At 52.7% G+C, this 16,479-nt stretch carries 11 protein-coding genes; 9 read left to right on the top strand and 2 right to left on the bottom strand.

The features are described from left to right. The first annotated feature begins 577 nt into the window (after nt 1–577). The 7 genes from ACJJIC_RS17980 (at nt 578) to ACJJIC_RS17950 (ending at nt 9,620) form a co-directional block, all read left to right on the top strand. Nucleotides 578–2,044 (top strand): AlkA N-terminal domain-containing protein, encoded by a 1,467-nt coding sequence (locus ACJJIC_RS17980; protein WP_445357559.1) that lies wholly within the window; start codon nt 578–580, stop codon nt 2,042–2,044. Then, the gene (locus ACJJIC_RS17975) at nt 2,041–2,565 is read left to right on the top strand and encodes a methylated-DNA--[protein]-cysteine S-methyltransferase (RefSeq protein WP_445357558.1); all 525 of its coding nucleotides are present in this window, start codon (nt 2,041–2,043) and stop codon (nt 2,563–2,565) included. The genes ACJJIC_RS17980 and ACJJIC_RS17975 overlap by 4 nt, the downstream gene beginning before the upstream one ends. A gap of 98 nt (nt 2,566–2,663) precedes the next feature. Continuing rightward, nucleotides 2,664–3,200, top strand: coding sequence for a gamma carbonic anhydrase family protein (locus ACJJIC_RS17970; protein ID WP_252085074.1), 537 nt, complete (start codon nt 2,664–2,666; stop codon nt 3,198–3,200). Beyond that, nucleotides 3,193–3,408, top strand: coding sequence for a DUF1289 domain-containing protein (locus tag ACJJIC_RS17965; protein ID WP_108732299.1), 216 nt, complete (start codon nt 3,193–3,195; stop codon nt 3,406–3,408). Before ACJJIC_RS17970 ends, ACJJIC_RS17965 begins: the two co-directional genes overlap by 8 nt. 58 nt (nt 3,409–3,466) lie before the next feature. Then, nucleotides 3,467–6,985, top strand: coding sequence for a DNA polymerase III subunit alpha (dnaE, locus tag ACJJIC_RS17960; protein WP_445357557.1), 3,519 nt, complete (start codon nt 3,467–3,469; stop codon nt 6,983–6,985). Between the two features lie 92 nt (nt 6,986–7,077). Further along, a complete protein-coding gene (locus ACJJIC_RS17955) occupies nt 7,078–8,034 on the top strand; it encodes an acetyl-CoA carboxylase carboxyltransferase subunit alpha (protein WP_252085077.1) in 957 nt (318 codons plus the stop codon). Nucleotides 8,035–8,360: 326 nt separating this feature from the next. After that, nucleotides 8,361–9,620, top strand: coding sequence for a sugar MFS transporter (locus ACJJIC_RS17950; RefSeq protein WP_445357556.1), 1,260 nt, complete (start codon nt 8,361–8,363; stop codon nt 9,618–9,620). Between the two features lie 177 nt (nt 9,621–9,797). Here the strand turns inward: ACJJIC_RS17950 and ACJJIC_RS17945 are convergent, their stop codons facing one another. Continuing rightward, the gene (locus ACJJIC_RS17945) at nt 9,798–10,634 is read right to left on the bottom strand and encodes a LytR/AlgR family response regulator transcription factor (protein ID WP_445357555.1); all 837 of its coding nucleotides are present in this window, start codon (nt 10,632–10,634) and stop codon (nt 9,798–9,800) included. Further along, complete coding sequence (locus tag ACJJIC_RS17940; protein ID WP_445357554.1) at nt 10,631–11,803, bottom strand: sensor histidine kinase; 1,173 nt, start codon at nt 11,801–11,803, stop codon at nt 10,631–10,633. The genes ACJJIC_RS17945 and ACJJIC_RS17940 overlap by 4 nt, the downstream gene beginning before the upstream one ends. Nucleotides 11,804–12,156: 353 nt before the next feature. Here ACJJIC_RS17940 and ACJJIC_RS17935 point away from each other — a divergent pair, with 353 nt between their 5' ends. Both ACJJIC_RS17935 and ACJJIC_RS17930 read left to right on the top strand, forming a co-directional pair. After that, nucleotides 12,157–13,488, top strand: a complete 1,332-nt coding sequence (locus ACJJIC_RS17935; RefSeq protein WP_444909046.1) for a sugar MFS transporter — start codon at nt 12,157–12,159, stop codon at nt 13,486–13,488. Nucleotides 13,489–13,791: 303 nt separating this feature from the next. Beyond that, complete coding sequence (locus ACJJIC_RS17930) at nt 13,792–16,371, top strand: glycoside hydrolase family 3 protein (protein WP_445357553.1); 2,580 nt, start codon at nt 13,792–13,794, stop codon at nt 16,369–16,371. Nucleotides 16,372–16,479: the final 108 nt, after the last annotated feature.

Raw genomic sequence — 16,479 nt, 5'->3', positions numbered from 1 at the left:
TTTTGTTATCTGTTGGGGAAGAACTGTCATTTGCTACGAGAAAATAGAAGTGAAAATAAGTGCCCACTTCTTGAAGGTTGCTTCCCTATAGATGTAATTTGTGGAGCAAATACCTGATTTTTATTTCTTATCAGAATAGATGAGCCACCGAATTTCGATGTGGGTAAATATGTGTGATTTCTCTGAATAAAGGTGATTATTGAAAAAATAATGGCAGTTTATTTTTTTAGTTTTTCTTGTTGGCAGTGAGGGAAGTGAAAATTCCCGAACATTTGTGCTGAGAAATTTTTCAGCTTGTTGCCGGTGTGTATTTTTGATGGGGAATAAGCGGAAAGACGTTGATAGTTTTGAAAATTTCTTGTGAGTTGTAAAGAGTAATCAGGTGCGTAAATTAATCTGGCAACCGGATATAGTCATTGCCGCGACAAACATTGGTTATGTGAATTTATTTCTCATGATAACGAAGGCTTGAGTCTTATTGTGACTATCGGGTCTAATGGTTTTTGGGTCAGTTCCGTTTTTGACTAGTTTCCAAGGCAGCGTGGAAATACACTGTAGGTCAGATTCGGGAGGGTAAATGAAAATTGATGCGGCAATTTGTTCCAGTGCGCGGCTTGCCCGTGATCGGCGTTTTGATGGGCGTTTTTTTACGGCGGTGAAGACGACAGGTATCTTCTGTCGACCCATCTGCCCCGCTCGGCCACCGTTGGAGCGCAATGTCACTTATTTTGAAACTGCGGCGGAGGCGGCCAATGCGGGCTTTAGGCCCTGCCTGCGCTGTCGCCCCGATTCTGCGCCGGGCAGTCCAGCTTGGGGATTGGTTTCGACCACCGTGCAGCGCGCTTTAAAACTGATGCGCAGTGAGCGCGAGCCTCAATCTGTGGAGCGATTGGCAGAGCGTCTCGGGGTCAGCAGCCGCTATTTGCGCCGTCTGTTCTCTGAGCACTTGGGGGTAAGCCCCTTGGCGGTTTGGCAAACCGAGCGGGCACTGTTTGCTTTTCGTTTACTGCGAGATACGGACTTGCCTATTGCTGAAATAGCCTACGAGGCTGGTTTTAACAGTTTGAGACGCTTTAACGGCGTATTCAAACAGATCTATCAACGCACTCCATCCGAGGTGCGCAGGGAGGGACACGCAGTGCGCGCCGAGACGGCGAGTGCGACTCGGGTGCGGTTGTACCTGGATTACCGCCCGCCGTTAGATTGGCAGCAACTCCTGGCTTTTTTGGGAACTCGCGCTTTGGCGGGGGTAGAGCAGGTGGAGGGGGAGGTCTATTCACGCAGTTTCGAACTGGATGCTTGTCGCGGCGTGATGGAGGTCTCCCACGACCCGGAACGCAATCGCCTGGTAGTAGAGGTTTTTGGTCAGGAAGGTGGGGCAGGGTTATATCTGCTGAACCAGCGCCTGCGCCGGCTGTTTGATCTGGATGCGGATATTGAGGAGATCCAGACAGTATTAAACGAAGATCCATTGCTGGCAGATCAGTTGGCGAAGAATCCGGGCCTGCGCTTGCCCGGTGCCTGGGACCCATTCGAATATGCACTGCGGGCGATTCTCGGTCAGCAGATCAGTGTCGCGGCGGCGACCACTATTGCCGGACGTATAGTGGCCCGCTACGGGGAGTCGTTTGTGGACGATGCTGGCAGAGAGCGGTTTTTATTCCCAACGGCGGAGCGTCTCGCCGAGGCGGATTTTGCCGATCTTGGCTTGACCCGGGCTCGGGTGAAAACCCTACAGGAGTTTGTCGCCGCAACTTTGGATGGCCGTGTGAGTTTTGCCGATCAGTCCCTGGAGGATTGGTGCAGCCAGGCCACAGCACTGCCGGGTATTGGCGATTGGACAGCGCATTATATTGCTATGCGCGGCCTGTCGATGCCGGATGCTTTCCCCGCGTCGGATTTGGGTATTCTACAAGCCCTGGGCAGTGATGGTGAAAAGGCAAAACCCAAGCAGGCCCTGGAGCGGGCAGAGCAGTGGCGGCCCTGGCGGGCATATGGAGCCATTTTGTTGTGGCAGTCCCTGAAATCTGGAGAGAAAAAATGATTGTCTATGAGAGTTACACCACGGAATTGGGGGATGTTGCCATCGCAGCCTGCGAGCAAGAGGGGCTCTCCCGAGGCGCCAGAGGTATAGTTGCACTCCAGTTTTATGACGATGAACGACCATTGCGTTTGGGGGCCGGTTGGCAGCGGGGCGCCTCGGAGCTGACGGATTTGGCCGTCCAGCAGTTGCGGGAATATATCGCCGGCCAGCGCAAAAGCTTCGATCTGCCTCTGGCGCCAAAGGGTACTGAATTCCAGCGCCGGGTTTGGGATGCGCTGTTGCAAATTCCCTTTGGCGAAACCCGCAGTTACAGCCAGCAAGCCCAGTGGCTGGGCCAGCCTCGGGCTATTCGCGCGGTGGCGCGGGCCAATGGTGCGAATCCGATTGCCATCGTTATTCCCTGCCATCGTGTAATCGGAGCCAATGGTAGCCTTACCGGCTACGCCGGCGGCCTGTCTTTGAAAGCGCGCTTACTCTCTCTTGAGGGTGCCAACTTTGTCCAGCAGGGCGAGTTGCTCTAGCGGGTAATATTGGGAAAAGCGCAATCATCTCTCCCTAGCCACGGCCTCTTTGGCGCGAGATAATAAGCGGTTCATAATCATATCGAGCCGGAGGCCAAATGCTGTACAGATTGGGGGATAAACAGCCACAACTGGAAGGTGAGGGCCACTATATTGCGCCCGGTGCCCATGTGATTGGAGATGTGCGTATGCTCGCCCACAGCTCCGTATGGTTTAACGCGGTGGTACGCGGTGACTGTGCGCCGATCACTATCGGTGAATACAGCAACGTACAGGATGGCTCGGTACTGCATGCTGATGTGGGTGTGCCATTAACCATCGGCACCGGTGTCACCGTAGGCCATAAAGTGATGCTGCACGGCTGTGACATTGGTGATTACAGCCTGATTGGTATCAATGCCGTGATCTTAAACCGGGCCAAAATCGGCAAGTGCTGTATCATTGGCGCCAATGCGCTGGTGACCGAGGGCACAGAAATCCCCGATTACTCTATGGTGCTGGGCTCTCCCGGCAAGGTAGTAAAATCTCTCGATCCCGCCACCTACGAGCTGCTCAAAGCCAGCAGCGATCACTATGCGGCCAACGGCAAACATTTCGCCAGTGAACTGGTCCCGCTTGAGGCTAAAGATGTCTGAACAACCGGTAAAAACCGTGGAGCCGAAAGAGCGCCCGGTGAAATCCCCCTGTATCTCCGTATGTGCCCTGAATGAGCAGGACCTGTGCGAGGGCTGTTTTCGCAGTGGTAACGAAATCAGCCGCTGGGGCTCCATGAACAATGATGAGCGCCGTGCAGTGTTAAAGCTCTGCACCGAGCGCGCGCGGCAAATGGGCCGAATCTGGTAAACAATCGATAGCGCTTTGTCGGGGCCGGGCCTCGCAGGGCCCGGAACTAAATGCGACTATGACCCAACCCTTTGTCCACCTAAGAATTCACTCAGAATTTTCCCTGATCGATGGCCTGGTAAGAATCAAGCCGGCCATCGCCCGCGCCCAGGAGCTGGAAATGCCAGCCCTGGCGATTACCGACCAGTGCAACCTCTACGGGCAGATCAAATTCTACCGGGCTTGTTTGGGCGCCGGTATCAAGCCGATTACCGCAGCGGATTTTTGGCTCAGCGAAGGCGGCGAGGGCAAGCCGACGCTGATTACTCTCTATGCGATGAACGCCGATGGTTACCGCAATATTACCGAACTGATTTCCCGCGCCTGGATGGAAGGCCAGTACCACGGTAACGCCTATATCAAACGGGAATGGGTTAAGGAGTACAGCGAAGGGGTGCTGATGCTGTCCGGTGCTAAGTACGGCGATGTGGGCCGTGCACTGGTGGCGGGGCGCCGCGCCCAGGCAGAGGAGCTGGCACGGGAGTGGGCGGAGTTATTCCCCGGCCGCTACTACCTGGAATTACAGCGCACCGGTCGCGCCGGCGATGAAGACTACCTGCACTCGGCGGTGGATTTGGCGCAGGCATTAAATTTGCCAGTGGTAGCCACCAACGATGTGCGCTTTATGGAAGAGAGCGAGTTCGAGGCCCATGAGGTGCGCGTGTGTATTCACGAAGGCCGCGCCCTCGATGACCCCCGCCGCGAGCGCCGTTATTCCGCCGAACAGTATTTCCGCACGCCAGAGGAGATGTGGGAGCTGTTTGGCGATATCCCCGAAGCCCTGCAAAACACCGTGGAGATTGCCAAGCGCTGCTCCGCACCGATCCAGCTGGGTAAATACTTCCTGCCGGAATACCCGATTCCCGAGGGTATGACCGAAGACCAGTTCTTCGAAAAGGTCTCCTATGAAGGTATGGAGCGGCGCCTCGCCACTATCCTCGACAAATCCGCTGCGGACTATGCCGAGCGCCGCCAGGTCTATGAAGACCGCCTGCGCTTTGAGCTGGATATCATTATCCAGATGGGATTCCCCGGTTACTTCCTGATCGTAATGGACTTTATCCAGTGGGCCAAAGACCACGATATACCGGTGGGCCCGGGGCGGGGTTCCGGTGCCGGCTCCCTGGTGGCTTACTCGCTGGACATTACCGATCTGGACCCGCTGCAATACGATCTGCTGTTCGAACGATTCCTGAACCCGGAGCGGGTGTCGATGCCCGACTTCGATATCGACTTCTGTATGGAGAAGCGCGACCGGGTAATTGGCTACGTTGCGGATAACTATGGCCGCCAGGCGGTGAGCCAGATTATTACCTTCGGAACCATGGCCGCGAAGGCGGTGGTGCGGGACGTGGCGCGGGTACAGGGCAAGTCCTACGGCCTCGCCGACAAGCTGTCCAAAATGATTCCCCCCGATGTGGGCATGACCCTGCAAAAGGCCTTCGACCAGGAAGAGATCCTGCGGGAATTCCTCGACCACGATGACGAGGGCCAGGAAATCTGGGAGATGGCCCTGCAGCTCGAAGGGGTGTCCCGTAATGTGGGTAAGCACGCGGGTGGTGTGGTTATCGCCCCCACCAAGCTTACCGACTTTGCGCCACTCTATTGTGATGAGACCGGTGCAGGCCTGGTGACCCAGTTCGATAAAAACGATGTGGAAGATGCGGGTCTGGTGAAGTTCGACTTCCTCGGCCTGCGGACGCTGACCATCATCGACTGGGCCAAGCGCATGGTGGATGAGACGCGAGCGCGCGAGGGGCTGGAACCTCTGGATATCGCCGCGCTGCCACTGGACGATGATGAAACCTTCAAGATGCTCAAGCGGGCAGAGACCACTGCGGTATTCCAGTTGGAATCCCGGGGGATGAAGGACCTGATCAAGCGCCTACAGCCGGACAACCTGGAAGATATGATCGCCTTGGTGGCTCTGTTCCGTCCGGGTCCGCTGCAATCGGGCATGGTTGATGACTTTATTAACCGTAAGCACGGTCGCGCTCAGGTGGCCTACCCTGATGCCAAATACCAGCACGAGAAACTACAACCGATCCTGGAGCCCACATACGGCGTGATCGTCTACCAGGAACAGGTTATGCAGATCGCCCAGGAGTTGGCGGGCTATACCCTCGGTGGCGCTGACCTGTTGCGCCGGGCGATGGGTAAAAAGAAACCGGAGGAAATGGCCAAACAGAGGGCCACTTTTGAAAATGGGGCAAAAGAGCAAGGAATTGACCCCGAACTTGCGATTAAGATCTTCGACCTGGTAGAGAAGTTCGCAGGCTATGGTTTTAACAAGTCGCATTCTGCGGCTTACGCACTGGTGTCATATCAGACCGCTTGGCTGAAAGCGCACTATCCCGCCCAGTTTATGGCGGCGACCATGTCTTCGGATATGGATAAGACCGATAAGGTGGTGACCTTTATCGAAGAGTGCCGAGCCATGGAGCTGGTGCTGGTGCCGCCGGATGTGAATCTGGGTAGCTTCCAGTTCTCGGTGGATATCGATAACCGCATTATTTACGGTCTCGGTGCCATCAAGGGCCTGGGTGAGGGGCCGATTGAAAATATTATTGCGGCGCGGGAAGAGGGCGGTCCCTTTACCGATCTGTTCGATTTCTGCTCGCGTGTCGATCCGCGCAAGGTGAATAAGCGCGCACTAGAGGCGCTAGTGCGCTCTGGTGCCTTCGACAGCATTGGGCCGGATACTGGCGGCAGTGATGGCTTGGATTATTCCCGCGCGGTGCTGTTTAACGCGCTGGATGAAGCGGTGAAGGCGGCGGAACAGCAAAAGGCTAATGCCAATGCAGGCATGATGGATTTGTTCGGTGAGGTGGTGCCCCAATCTTCCGATGGTGATGTGTACGAGGACTTCCGTCGCACTCGCTGCTGGAGTATTCGCGAGCGCTTGGAGGGTGAGAAAAACACCCTGGGTCTGTATCTCACCGGCCACCCCATTGACGAATATGCCGGTGAGTTACAGCACCTGGTGAAGGCGCGAATCGCCGACTTAAAACCTGGCCGCGAAGCGCAAAAAGTGGCGGGCCTGGTGGTTGCTATGCGGGTGATGAAGACCAAGCGTGGCGATTCCATGGCTATTGTTACCCTGGATGATCGCAGCGGCCGTATTGAGGCGGCCATGTTTAGCGAGGCATTTGGCGAACACCGCGACAAGCTGGCTAAGGATGCGCTGCTGGTACTCGAAGGCCCCGTGGCCAATGACGATTACAGCGGCGGTCTGAAAATGACCGTGAATGGGGTTTCCACCCTGGATGAGCTGCGTCAGAGCCGGGTGACCGGTGTGCGCCTGCAAGTCGATACCGGTGTTGTGGCCCCTGGGTTAGCCAAGCGTCTGGCCTCGTGTTTGCAGCCCTATACCGGTGGCCAGTGCGGGGTCAGTCTGGAAGTGTTGCGCCACGATGCGCGAGGTCTCTACCGCCTGCCTCCACAGTGGAATGTGGAGCCGAATGATCAGATGGTTCAGTCCCTGCGGGAGTTGCTGGGACGTGAGCGGGTGGCACTTCAATACGCTGAGCGGCGTTAAAGTCCACTGGGCTCGACTGGTCGGTTCTGTACAGTTAAGCTATGTCGCTGTGATTGCCCAGAGGCATGGAAAAGAGTTAAGGCGCAGATTTCATGAATTTCAACTTTCTCGAGTTTGAGCAGCCGATTGCAGAGCTGGAAAGCAAAATTAAAGAGTTGCAGCTGGTCGGGGACGACAATGAGCTGAATATCGCCGATGAAGTGACCCGGCTGCGGGATAAGAGCAGAACTCTGACCGAGTCCATCTACGCAGACCTGAGTCCCTGGCAAGTGGTCCAGGTGGCCAGGCACCCGCAGCGTCCATACTCCAAGGATTATATTGAGCGGCTATTCACCGATTGGGACGAGCTGCACGGCGACCGTCATTTTGGTGATGACAAGGCGATTATTACTGGGATCGCACGCTTGAATGGCAAGCCAGTAGCCGTGATCGGTGAAGAAAAAGGCCGCTCTGTGAACGAGAAGGTTGCGCGTAACTTCGGTATGCCTAAGCCGGAGGGCTACCGCAAAGCTTTGCGCATTATGGAAATGGCCGAGCGTTTTAAAATGCCGGTGCTGACTTTGATCGATACTCCAGGGGCTTACCCCGGAATCGACAGTGAAGAGCGCGGCATCAGTGAGGCCATTGCCCAGAACCTGGCGGTGATGTCCCGTTTGCGCACGCCGATTATTTGTACCGTGATTGGTGAGGGTTCTTCCGGTGGTGCTCTGGCAATTGGTGTTGGTGATCAGCTCAATATGCTGCAGTACTCCACCTACTTTGTGATTTCTCCGGAGGGCTGCGCCAATATTATTTGGAAGACCGTAGAGAAGGCTCCACTGGCTGCCGAGGCTATGGGGGTGACTTCCAGTGTGTTGGAGGAGTTAGGTATTGTGGATGAAACCATCCCAGAGCCCCTCGGCGGTGCGCACCGAGATCCGGATGCCATGGCTGAGAGCCTGAAGGAGCGCCTCGGTGAACAACTGGAACAGTTGAGTGCTATTCCTATTGATGAGTTGCTGGAAAAGCGCTATCAGCGCCTGATGAGCTACGGCAATATCGTTTCTTAATATCCTTAAAAGGGCAGTCCCGATCATGGCGCTGCCCTTTTTTCTTTCTTTAGAGTCCAGTTTCTTTTTACGAGATCTACTCTATATTTGGCGATTCCCCATTTGTTGGGTTGCTTGTTCCTCTTCTGTTATTTGTTTGTCCCGCTAGTTGAGCGTGCCCAGGGCACTTTACACTGTCCCTACTGCCCCCATTTTTTACCCCCCTTATCGAAAACCGCTGCGTCGTATCTGTGCCTCCATGGTAGAAAGCAAAAAGAATAACAAGTGTTTAAGTGCTGGCTTGCCATTTACGGTTTAGTTGCGGCAGAAGTTTCTGGGAATCAAATATGGCAATTTTGCAGAGGAATATGGCAACGGATGCTGTGCAGTTACAAGCTGGTGATCAAGCGGGACAAAAATTTGCGCTGGTAGCTTTGACCTCACTGTTTTTTATGTGGGGGTTTATTACCTGTTTGAACGATATCCTGATTCCCTATCTCAAGGGGATTTTTGAGCTGAACTATGCCCAGGCGATGCTGGTGCAATTCTGTTTTTTTGGGGCTTATTTTTTGGTTTCCCTGCCGGCGGGTAGTCTGGTGAGTAAGATTGGTTACCAAAAAGGTATCGTCACCGGCCTCACTATCGCGGTATTGGGTTGCTTACTATTTATTCCTGCGGAGCGCATGGAGGTCTATGGGCTTTTCCTTGGGGCCCTGTTTATTCTCGCTTCCGGTATTACTATCTTACAGGTATCGGCAAATCCCTATGTTGCCGCCTTGGGAAATGAGCGAACGGCACCCAGCCGACTAACCTTGACTCAGGGCTTTAATGCACTAGGTACCACCGTAGCCCCACAATTCGGTGCATTATTAATTCTCCCAGCTGCGGGAGTAGCCGTCGGCGTAGTCAGTGCCTCAGTGATCGAAGTGCCCTACCTGATTCTGGCGGCTACCCTAGCCGTGTTGGCCCTGGTTTTTGCGTTTTTGAATCTGCCGTCTATTGTCAGCAATACTTCACAGACCCCATCGGAGGTAGGTGAAGCTTCGGCCTGGAATTATCGCCATCTCGTATTAGGGGCGGTAGCGATTTTCGTTTATGTCGGCGCGGAAGTTTCTATCGGCAGTTTCCTGGTGAACTTTATTGCCGAAGACTCCATAGCAGGTCTCGAGGAATCCGAGGCGGCCTTTTATATATCTCTCTATTGGGGTGGGGCCATGGTTGGGCGTTTTGCCGGAGCCTTGATTATGCGCTTTATTTCCGCGGGAAAAGTGCTGGCAATGTGTTCCCTGGGTTCCTGCCTACTTCTGCTTATCACTGTAGCCGGTAGCGGCTACCTGGCAATGTATGCTGTTTTGGCGGTGGGCTTGTGTAACTCCATTATGTTCCCAACAATTTTCAGTTTGGCTCTTGCGAGACTTGGCAAGGCGGCTAGTCAGGGTTCTGGTATCTTGTGCCTAGCTATAGTCGGCGGCGCTATAGTGCCGTTATTACAGGGATTATTGGCGGACCAAGTGGGTATCCAGTTGGCATTTGTCCTGCCTATTTTCTGCTACCTCTATATTCTTTACTACGGTGCCATTGGTCACCGCCCAGACAAACGCTCTTAATTTTTTTCTTCTCTTCTGAGCTCGTTTAGCCGGTATTTTTTGCCGGCTTTTTTTTGTAAAGATAGGGGCTCTCTGTATTAACTGGATGGCGTGGATCAGATATTGCTTAGGTTGGTTATTTTGCTGGTATACCGGCGAGTCCCTGCCGGTATTGAGTGGCGTTGAAGGGCAAGCTGTTTAGGAGGCTTCTGAAGCTATGCGTCGGTTGGCTTCGAGAAATTCCTTGATCGGTAGGCGATAGTTACGGCTGACTTTGACTTTAGCGCCGCTCGTTAAGGTGAGAAAGTACTCTCCTTTAGTTAGTACTTTGATGTGTACGATATAGTTGAGATTCACCAGGGTGGAGCGGTGAATACGCTTGAAATTATCCGGGCACAGCTGTTTTTGCAGGTCTTTGATGGTGCTGCGCATAACATGGGTTTCCCCTTTTACATGCACACACATATAGTCACCGGCGGCATCAATCCACTCGATATCCTGCTGATTGACCATAGTAATACTGCCGCGATCCTTAATCGCCAGGCGATTGTTGATCACTGGGGTGCGAGTCTCAGAGGCTTGTCCCTTGGTTGAACTCATTTCCTCAATAGAGCGCAGCAGCCGGTTTTTTTCTTCCTGGTGGATATTCTTTTTACCGGCATGTTCCAATTGCAAGCGCTGGCGTGCGCGATCAAGGGCGGTTTCTAGGCGAGCGCTTTCTAAGGGTTTTAAAACATAATCGACAGCGTGAACCTCAAAAGCTTTGAGGGCATATTCGTCGAAAGCAGTGGCAAATATTACCAATGGTATGGTATCGGCCTGTAGACGACTGACCACATCAAAGCCGTTCATGCCTGGCATTTGTACATCCAGAACCAGTAGGTCTGGACTGTATTCAGATACGGCTTGCAACGCCTCGCGCCCATTGCGGCAGCAGGCGGCAATTTCTATATCCGGGAATTCCTCAAACATGCTTTGCAGCAGGCGCAGGGCTAGGGGTTCGTCGTCCACCAGCACGACAGTGAGTTTGTTCATTGGACTTCTCCCCGTGTTTTATAGGTGGGATAAGTGGCTATTTCTAGTGGAATATTGATTCGTATCGACATCCCGCAATCAGGTTTTTCCTGTTGCTCCATACGGTAATTTTGTGGATAGAGGTTGGAAAGTCGCTCCCGTACATTCTTCAGTCCAACACCGGTGGAACTTGCTTGGAAATTTCTCTCGCCGGCGCAGTCTTCCGAACAGCCTGAATCCTGTACTTCCAGCAGTAGGCGCTCACCGGTACTTTTCGCATGAATTCCGATGGTGCCTCCCATTTCATTGGGGGCGATGGCATATTTTACTGAATTCTCTACCAGTGGTTGTAGCAACATACTGGGCACCAATGCTTGTCGGGCTGTTTCATCGACATTGAGATCTACAGTCAAACGGTCAGCAAAGCGGGTTTTTTCAATCTCCAGATAGAGGAGTGCTGCTTTGACTTCCTGTTCAAGTTCTACTTTTTGCATAGGGCTCTCTTTTAGGGAGAGGCGCAGGAAATCACTGAGTCGTACAACCATTTCGCGGGCCTCATCGGCCTGTTGAAAGCGAATTAGAGCATTAATGGAATTTAGTGTATTGAACAAAAAGTGGGGATTGAGCTGATAGCGCAACATTTTAAGCTGGGCCTCATTGGCGATAGCCTCTGCCTGGAGTCTACGAAGTTGCTCGCGCTCGTTGTCCGCGGCCACTTCAAGCATTTTTTTGTGTTCCCCTTGCAGCAGTATGTGGTATTTAACCCCACAGTAAAGTGCACTCCAAAAAAGAAAGACAAAGAGGGAGGCATAATACCAGCCGCCGAATTCAGACCAGATGGAGTGCTCCCCGCTCAAGCGGATATAGGCCTCCATGCGCACCAGGGTCCAGATGCCGGAAATCACCGCAACGGCGAGTAGATAGATAACTGTGCGAACGGCCAGTTCAGAGTCCCAGGCGATATCAAAAATGGGTCTTAGGAATATCGAGAGAACAAAAGCCACAGCACACTGGAAAATAGTATTTGCTGGCTCGAAGCTTGGCCACTCAGTGGGTGAATGCCAGAGAGTCAGGGAGAGGAATGTCACCAACAAAATGCCAATCCAGCTGACCAGCTGTAATTTCCAAAACCAGCGGGTCGAAGGAATTTCCGCAGTTGCCTTCCAGTATTGACGGGTAGAGTACTGCATGATGTCCCGTATATTTAATTTTGTGAAAATGACGGGATAGACGCTCATCATCGCGTTCATTATTATCCGGAAGATATTACCTTGGCTTACCGGTGCCCGCCAGTGGGCCTGTGCGCTAGGATTCCAGCTTAGCCCTTATTTAGTCCTTTTTGTCGCTTTTCGGGGTGATTAGTCAAGTTACTTTCGGCAATCTGGACCCATAAGACAACTTTCATTGAGTGAAAGTGTTTTTTATTAAGGGTTATAAAAAATTGCACATTTTGTCCTTAATTTTCCGCTGGCGACTCAAAAGCGTTTAGGAAGAACAGTATAATCGCCAAGAAACGAGTTTGAAATTTGGGGATCGGTTTCCAATGCGCCAGATGTTGCCCGATTCGAGTCTTCACTCGAACGAAATGGCTGTTTGTGATTCAGATGCCCAGGCTCAAGAGGGGCGCTCTCCAGGGTATTTAAATCTTGCAGCGTTGACTTCGCTTTTCCTTCTGTGGGGTTTTATCACCGGGCTGAATGATGTTCTGGTGCCACATCTTAAAAATGTTTTTGAGCTGAGTTATACCCGCGCTGTCCTGGTACAGTTTTACTTTTTTGCAGCCTATTTTCTGGTTTCCGTTCCTGCTGGGTTGCTGTTGCGTAGAGTTGGTTATCAGTTGGGGTTGGTCTTTGGTTTATTAGTGGCTTGTGCTGGTTGCCTGGTTTTTATTCCTGCTGCGCGCCTGCAAATCTATGAAGTGTTTTTATTGGGGCTTTTTGTACTGGCTTCTGGTATTACAGTATTGCAGGTATCAGCAAATCCCTACGTTATTGCTTTGGGTAGTGCCAAAACGGCTCCAAGCCGTTTAAACCTAACCCAAGCATTTAACTCTCTGGGAACTACCTTGGCGCCGGTTGCCGGTGGTGCCGTTTTTTTTGCCGCGATTTCAATGGGCGCCGATCCCGATACGGCAACTAGTGTCGATGAATTTCGCGCTAGGGAGGCGGCCCTGGTGGAAAAACCCTATTTCTGGTTGGCAGTAGTGCTGTTGATGATGGTGGCTTTTTTCTCCTGGATTCGCTTGCCGACAATCCCCGAACACCGCCTTTCTCACAGTACAAGCCCGCCCCGCAGTGAGACTTTTTCCATTTGGCGCTTTCCCAGATTGACACTGGGGGCAATTGGTATTTTTGCCTATGTAGGCGCCGAGGTAGCTATAGGAAGTTTCCTGGTTAGCTTTTTTAGTGAATCCTCTGTTGCTGAAATGCAGTTATTTGAAGCGGCAAAGTATGTTTCCTACTACTGGGGTGGCGCTATGGTAGGCCGCTTTGCCGGGGCCCTGCTGCTGCGCTATGTTTCTGCGGGAAAAACACTGGCAGTGTGTTCACTGGGTTCTGTAGTACTTATCGGGGTGGCGATGCTCTCCTCTGGTTATTTGGCTGTATGGTCGATTGTCGCTGTGGGGGGTTGCAACTCCATTATGTTTCCAACCATATTCAGCCTGGCGTTGCGAGGTTTGGGTCAGTACACCAGTCAGGGCAGCGGTGTCCTGTGCATGGCCATTGTTGGCGGTGCGGTTATTCCATTGCTTCAGGGGATGCTCGCCGATGAAGCGGGTATTCAGATTTCTTTTTTAGTACCGCTGCTGTGCTACTGCTATATCGCTTATTACGGTGCTTTTTCTCCGGCTCTGCGTGGCGCTGCGATGGAGTAGTGGGCAAAGGCAACTGAAACGTTTCTCCAGGCTATTTTTTAAGTAGTCCAGCTAGAAATTGTTTTCCGCCTTGTCTGTGATTTAGCCCAATCCATCGGATTTCTATTGGCGCTCCTCGGCAAGTATTGCACTTTGCTCCGTTGATACCGTTGCGTGGAATACCTGAAATCCAATCGGGGCCTTATTGGCTGTGGCTGGAGTATGGGATTTACACCGAAATAATAATATCTGTGTTACTCATTCTGATAGCGATGGAATTGGTAGGACAGAAGGACTCGCGTGGGAAAACTTTGGGAGTTATCCGTGAAATTAAAAAAACGATTTTCACTGAGCTTAATGCTCTGTGTTTCGGCACTTGTTGGCTGTCAGCCGCAGGGGGAAGAAGTTCCGTCAAAAGAGGATAACTCCCAGATAAGCAGTGGCGGTAGCCTGGAAAACTGGCCGCTACTCGAGCCCGCGTTTCCACGCAGCGAAAAGCGGGAAGCGCGTATTTCCGAAATTATGTCGCGCATGTCTTTGGAAGAGAAGGTGGGGCAAATGATTCAGGCGGAGGTCCGCCACGTCACCGCTGAAGATGTTAAGAAATACCATCTGGGCTCTGTGCTAAACGGTGGTGGTGCCTTTCCAAACAACGATAAGTTTGCCACGCCTAAAGATTGGCTCGCGCTTTCCGATGCCTTTTTCAAGGCTTCCATGGACACTTCCGATGGCGGTGTTGCTATTCCCCTGATTTGGGGCTCCGATGCGGTGCACGGTCACAATAATGTTATTGGGGCAACTCTTTTTCCCCACAATATTGGCCTCGGGGCGGCGAAGGATGCTGAGCTGATCGAGCGTATTGGTCGTGCGACGGCCCGCGAGGTCGCTGTTACCGGTATCGACTGGACTTTTGCCCCCACTGTGGCGGTAGTGCGGGATGACCGCTGGGGACGCACTTATGAAAGTTATTCTGAAGATCCGGCTGTAGTGGCTGACTATGCGGAAGCCATGGTGAAAGGGTTGCAGGGTGGCAAGAACGAAGCCGATTTTCTGCGCGGGGAAAACCTGGTCGCCACGGCTAAGCATTTTGTCGGTGACGGTGGAACTACACGTGGAATCGACCGCGGGGATAACGCTGTGCCTGAAAAGGAGCTGGCAGAAGTACATGCGGCAGGTTACCTGACCGCTTTGCCCGCTGGTGTGCAAACGGTAATGGCTTCTTTTAATAGTTGGAATGGTGAGAAGCTGCATGGCCATCAATACTTGCTGACAGATGTCTTGAAGGAGCGTTTGGGTTTCGATGGATTTGTAGTCGGGGACTGGAATGGTCACAGTTTCGTACCGGGTTGCACTCTGGAAAGTTGTGCCGCGGCAATTAACGCTGGTCTGGACATGTTTATGGTGCCTGCGGATTGGAAGGCCCTCTACAACAATACCTTGGCTCAGGCGAAGAGCGGTGAAATCCCCACTGAGCGTTTGAATGATGCGGTGCGCCGCATACTGCGAGTGAAACTTCGCGCCGGCTTGTTCGAGCGTAATATGCCCCTAGCGGGCAAGGCTGGTATTCTCGGCAATGCCGAGCACCGCGCTATCGCCAGAGAGGCAGTGCGGAAGTCTTTGGTGTTAATGAAAAACAATGATCAATTGTTGCCGCTAGCCGCGAAGCAGAATGTTCTAGTCGTCGGCGATGGGGCCGACAACCTCTCCAAACAAAGTGGTGGTTGGACAATATCCTGGCAGGGCACTGGTAATACCCGTGAAGATTTTCCCGGTGCTACTTCCATCTTTGAGGGCATCGCCGCAGCCGTAAAGAGCGTGGGTGGTGAAGCCATACTGAGTGAGGATGGAAGCTTTACCGATGCCAGCTTTGCCAATGGCAAGGCACCCCAGGTGGCTATTGCCATTTATGGTGAAGAACCCTACGCGGAATGGCATGGTGATATCACAAATCTGGAATACCAGCGCGGTAACAAGAAAGATCTGGCACTGTTGAAGAAATTGCGTAAACAGGAAATTCCAGTTGTCAGTGTTTTCCTGTCCGGTCGCCCGCTTTGGGTGAACAGTGAATTAAATGCATCGGATGCTTTTGTGGCCGCTTGGCTGCCGGGGTCTGAGGGTGCCGGTGTGGCCGATGTATTATTCCGAGGTGCCAAAGGTGAGATTCGATACGATTTCACTGGTAAGTTGCCCTTTAGCTGGCCGATGTACACCAATCAAACGGTTTTGAATCCATACCACGAGCACTACGACCCCCTGTTTGCTTTGGGTTACGGCTTGAGTGTGAATGAGGAATCCCTGGTCAGCAACGACTTGCCTGAGACCAGCGAAAATATGGCTGCGGGTGGACTGGAGGATGCCTGGTTATTGGTTTCCCGTCCGCGCGCTCCCTGGGTATTGAATATTGCCGAGGACGGAGCCAAGGCAGTTCCAGTGAATGGCAACCGAGCGGCCAGTGGTGAGGATAACAATATCGTTGTGACCTCGATTGATATGTCCTCTCAAGAGGATGCGCGTTTGATCGAGTGGAAGGGCCTGCGCCCCGGTGCTGTGCAGTTGTCTGCGGAGTATATGCAGAACTTGGACATTTATTTGGAGGAGGGCTCAGCCTTGAGTCTGAATATTCGCGTTGATCAAAAGCTGCGCGAACCGTTACAAGCGGCGGTGACCTGTGGAGAGGGCTGTATTGCCAGAGTGCCGCTGCAAGCCACTCTGAAAACCATGCCGCTGAATAACTGGACCCGTCTCTCGGTGGACCTGCAATGCTTCGCCAAAGCTGGCGCTGACTTTAGCAAGGTTTTCAGTGCCTTCCGCTTGGAGAGTGAGGGGGCCGCAGCGATAGCCGTAGCCAATGTTCGATTGGTACCCGATGCGGCAGCTTCTGCTGATATTCGCTGTGCGGGTTAGTGACTTTTATCTCTAGCCGTTTTTGGTAATTAAATGCCCGGGTCTGTAAAAATTGAGGTCTGGGCTACACCTCTCTTTTAAGTGGTTGAGTTGCTGAAGAGCTGTAGC

This window comes from Microbulbifer mixtoriginis (SeqCode) (assembly GCF_052468275.1).
The sequence above is the reverse complement of the archived record's forward strand: the minus strand, read 5'-3'. Positions and strand labels throughout refer to the sequence as shown.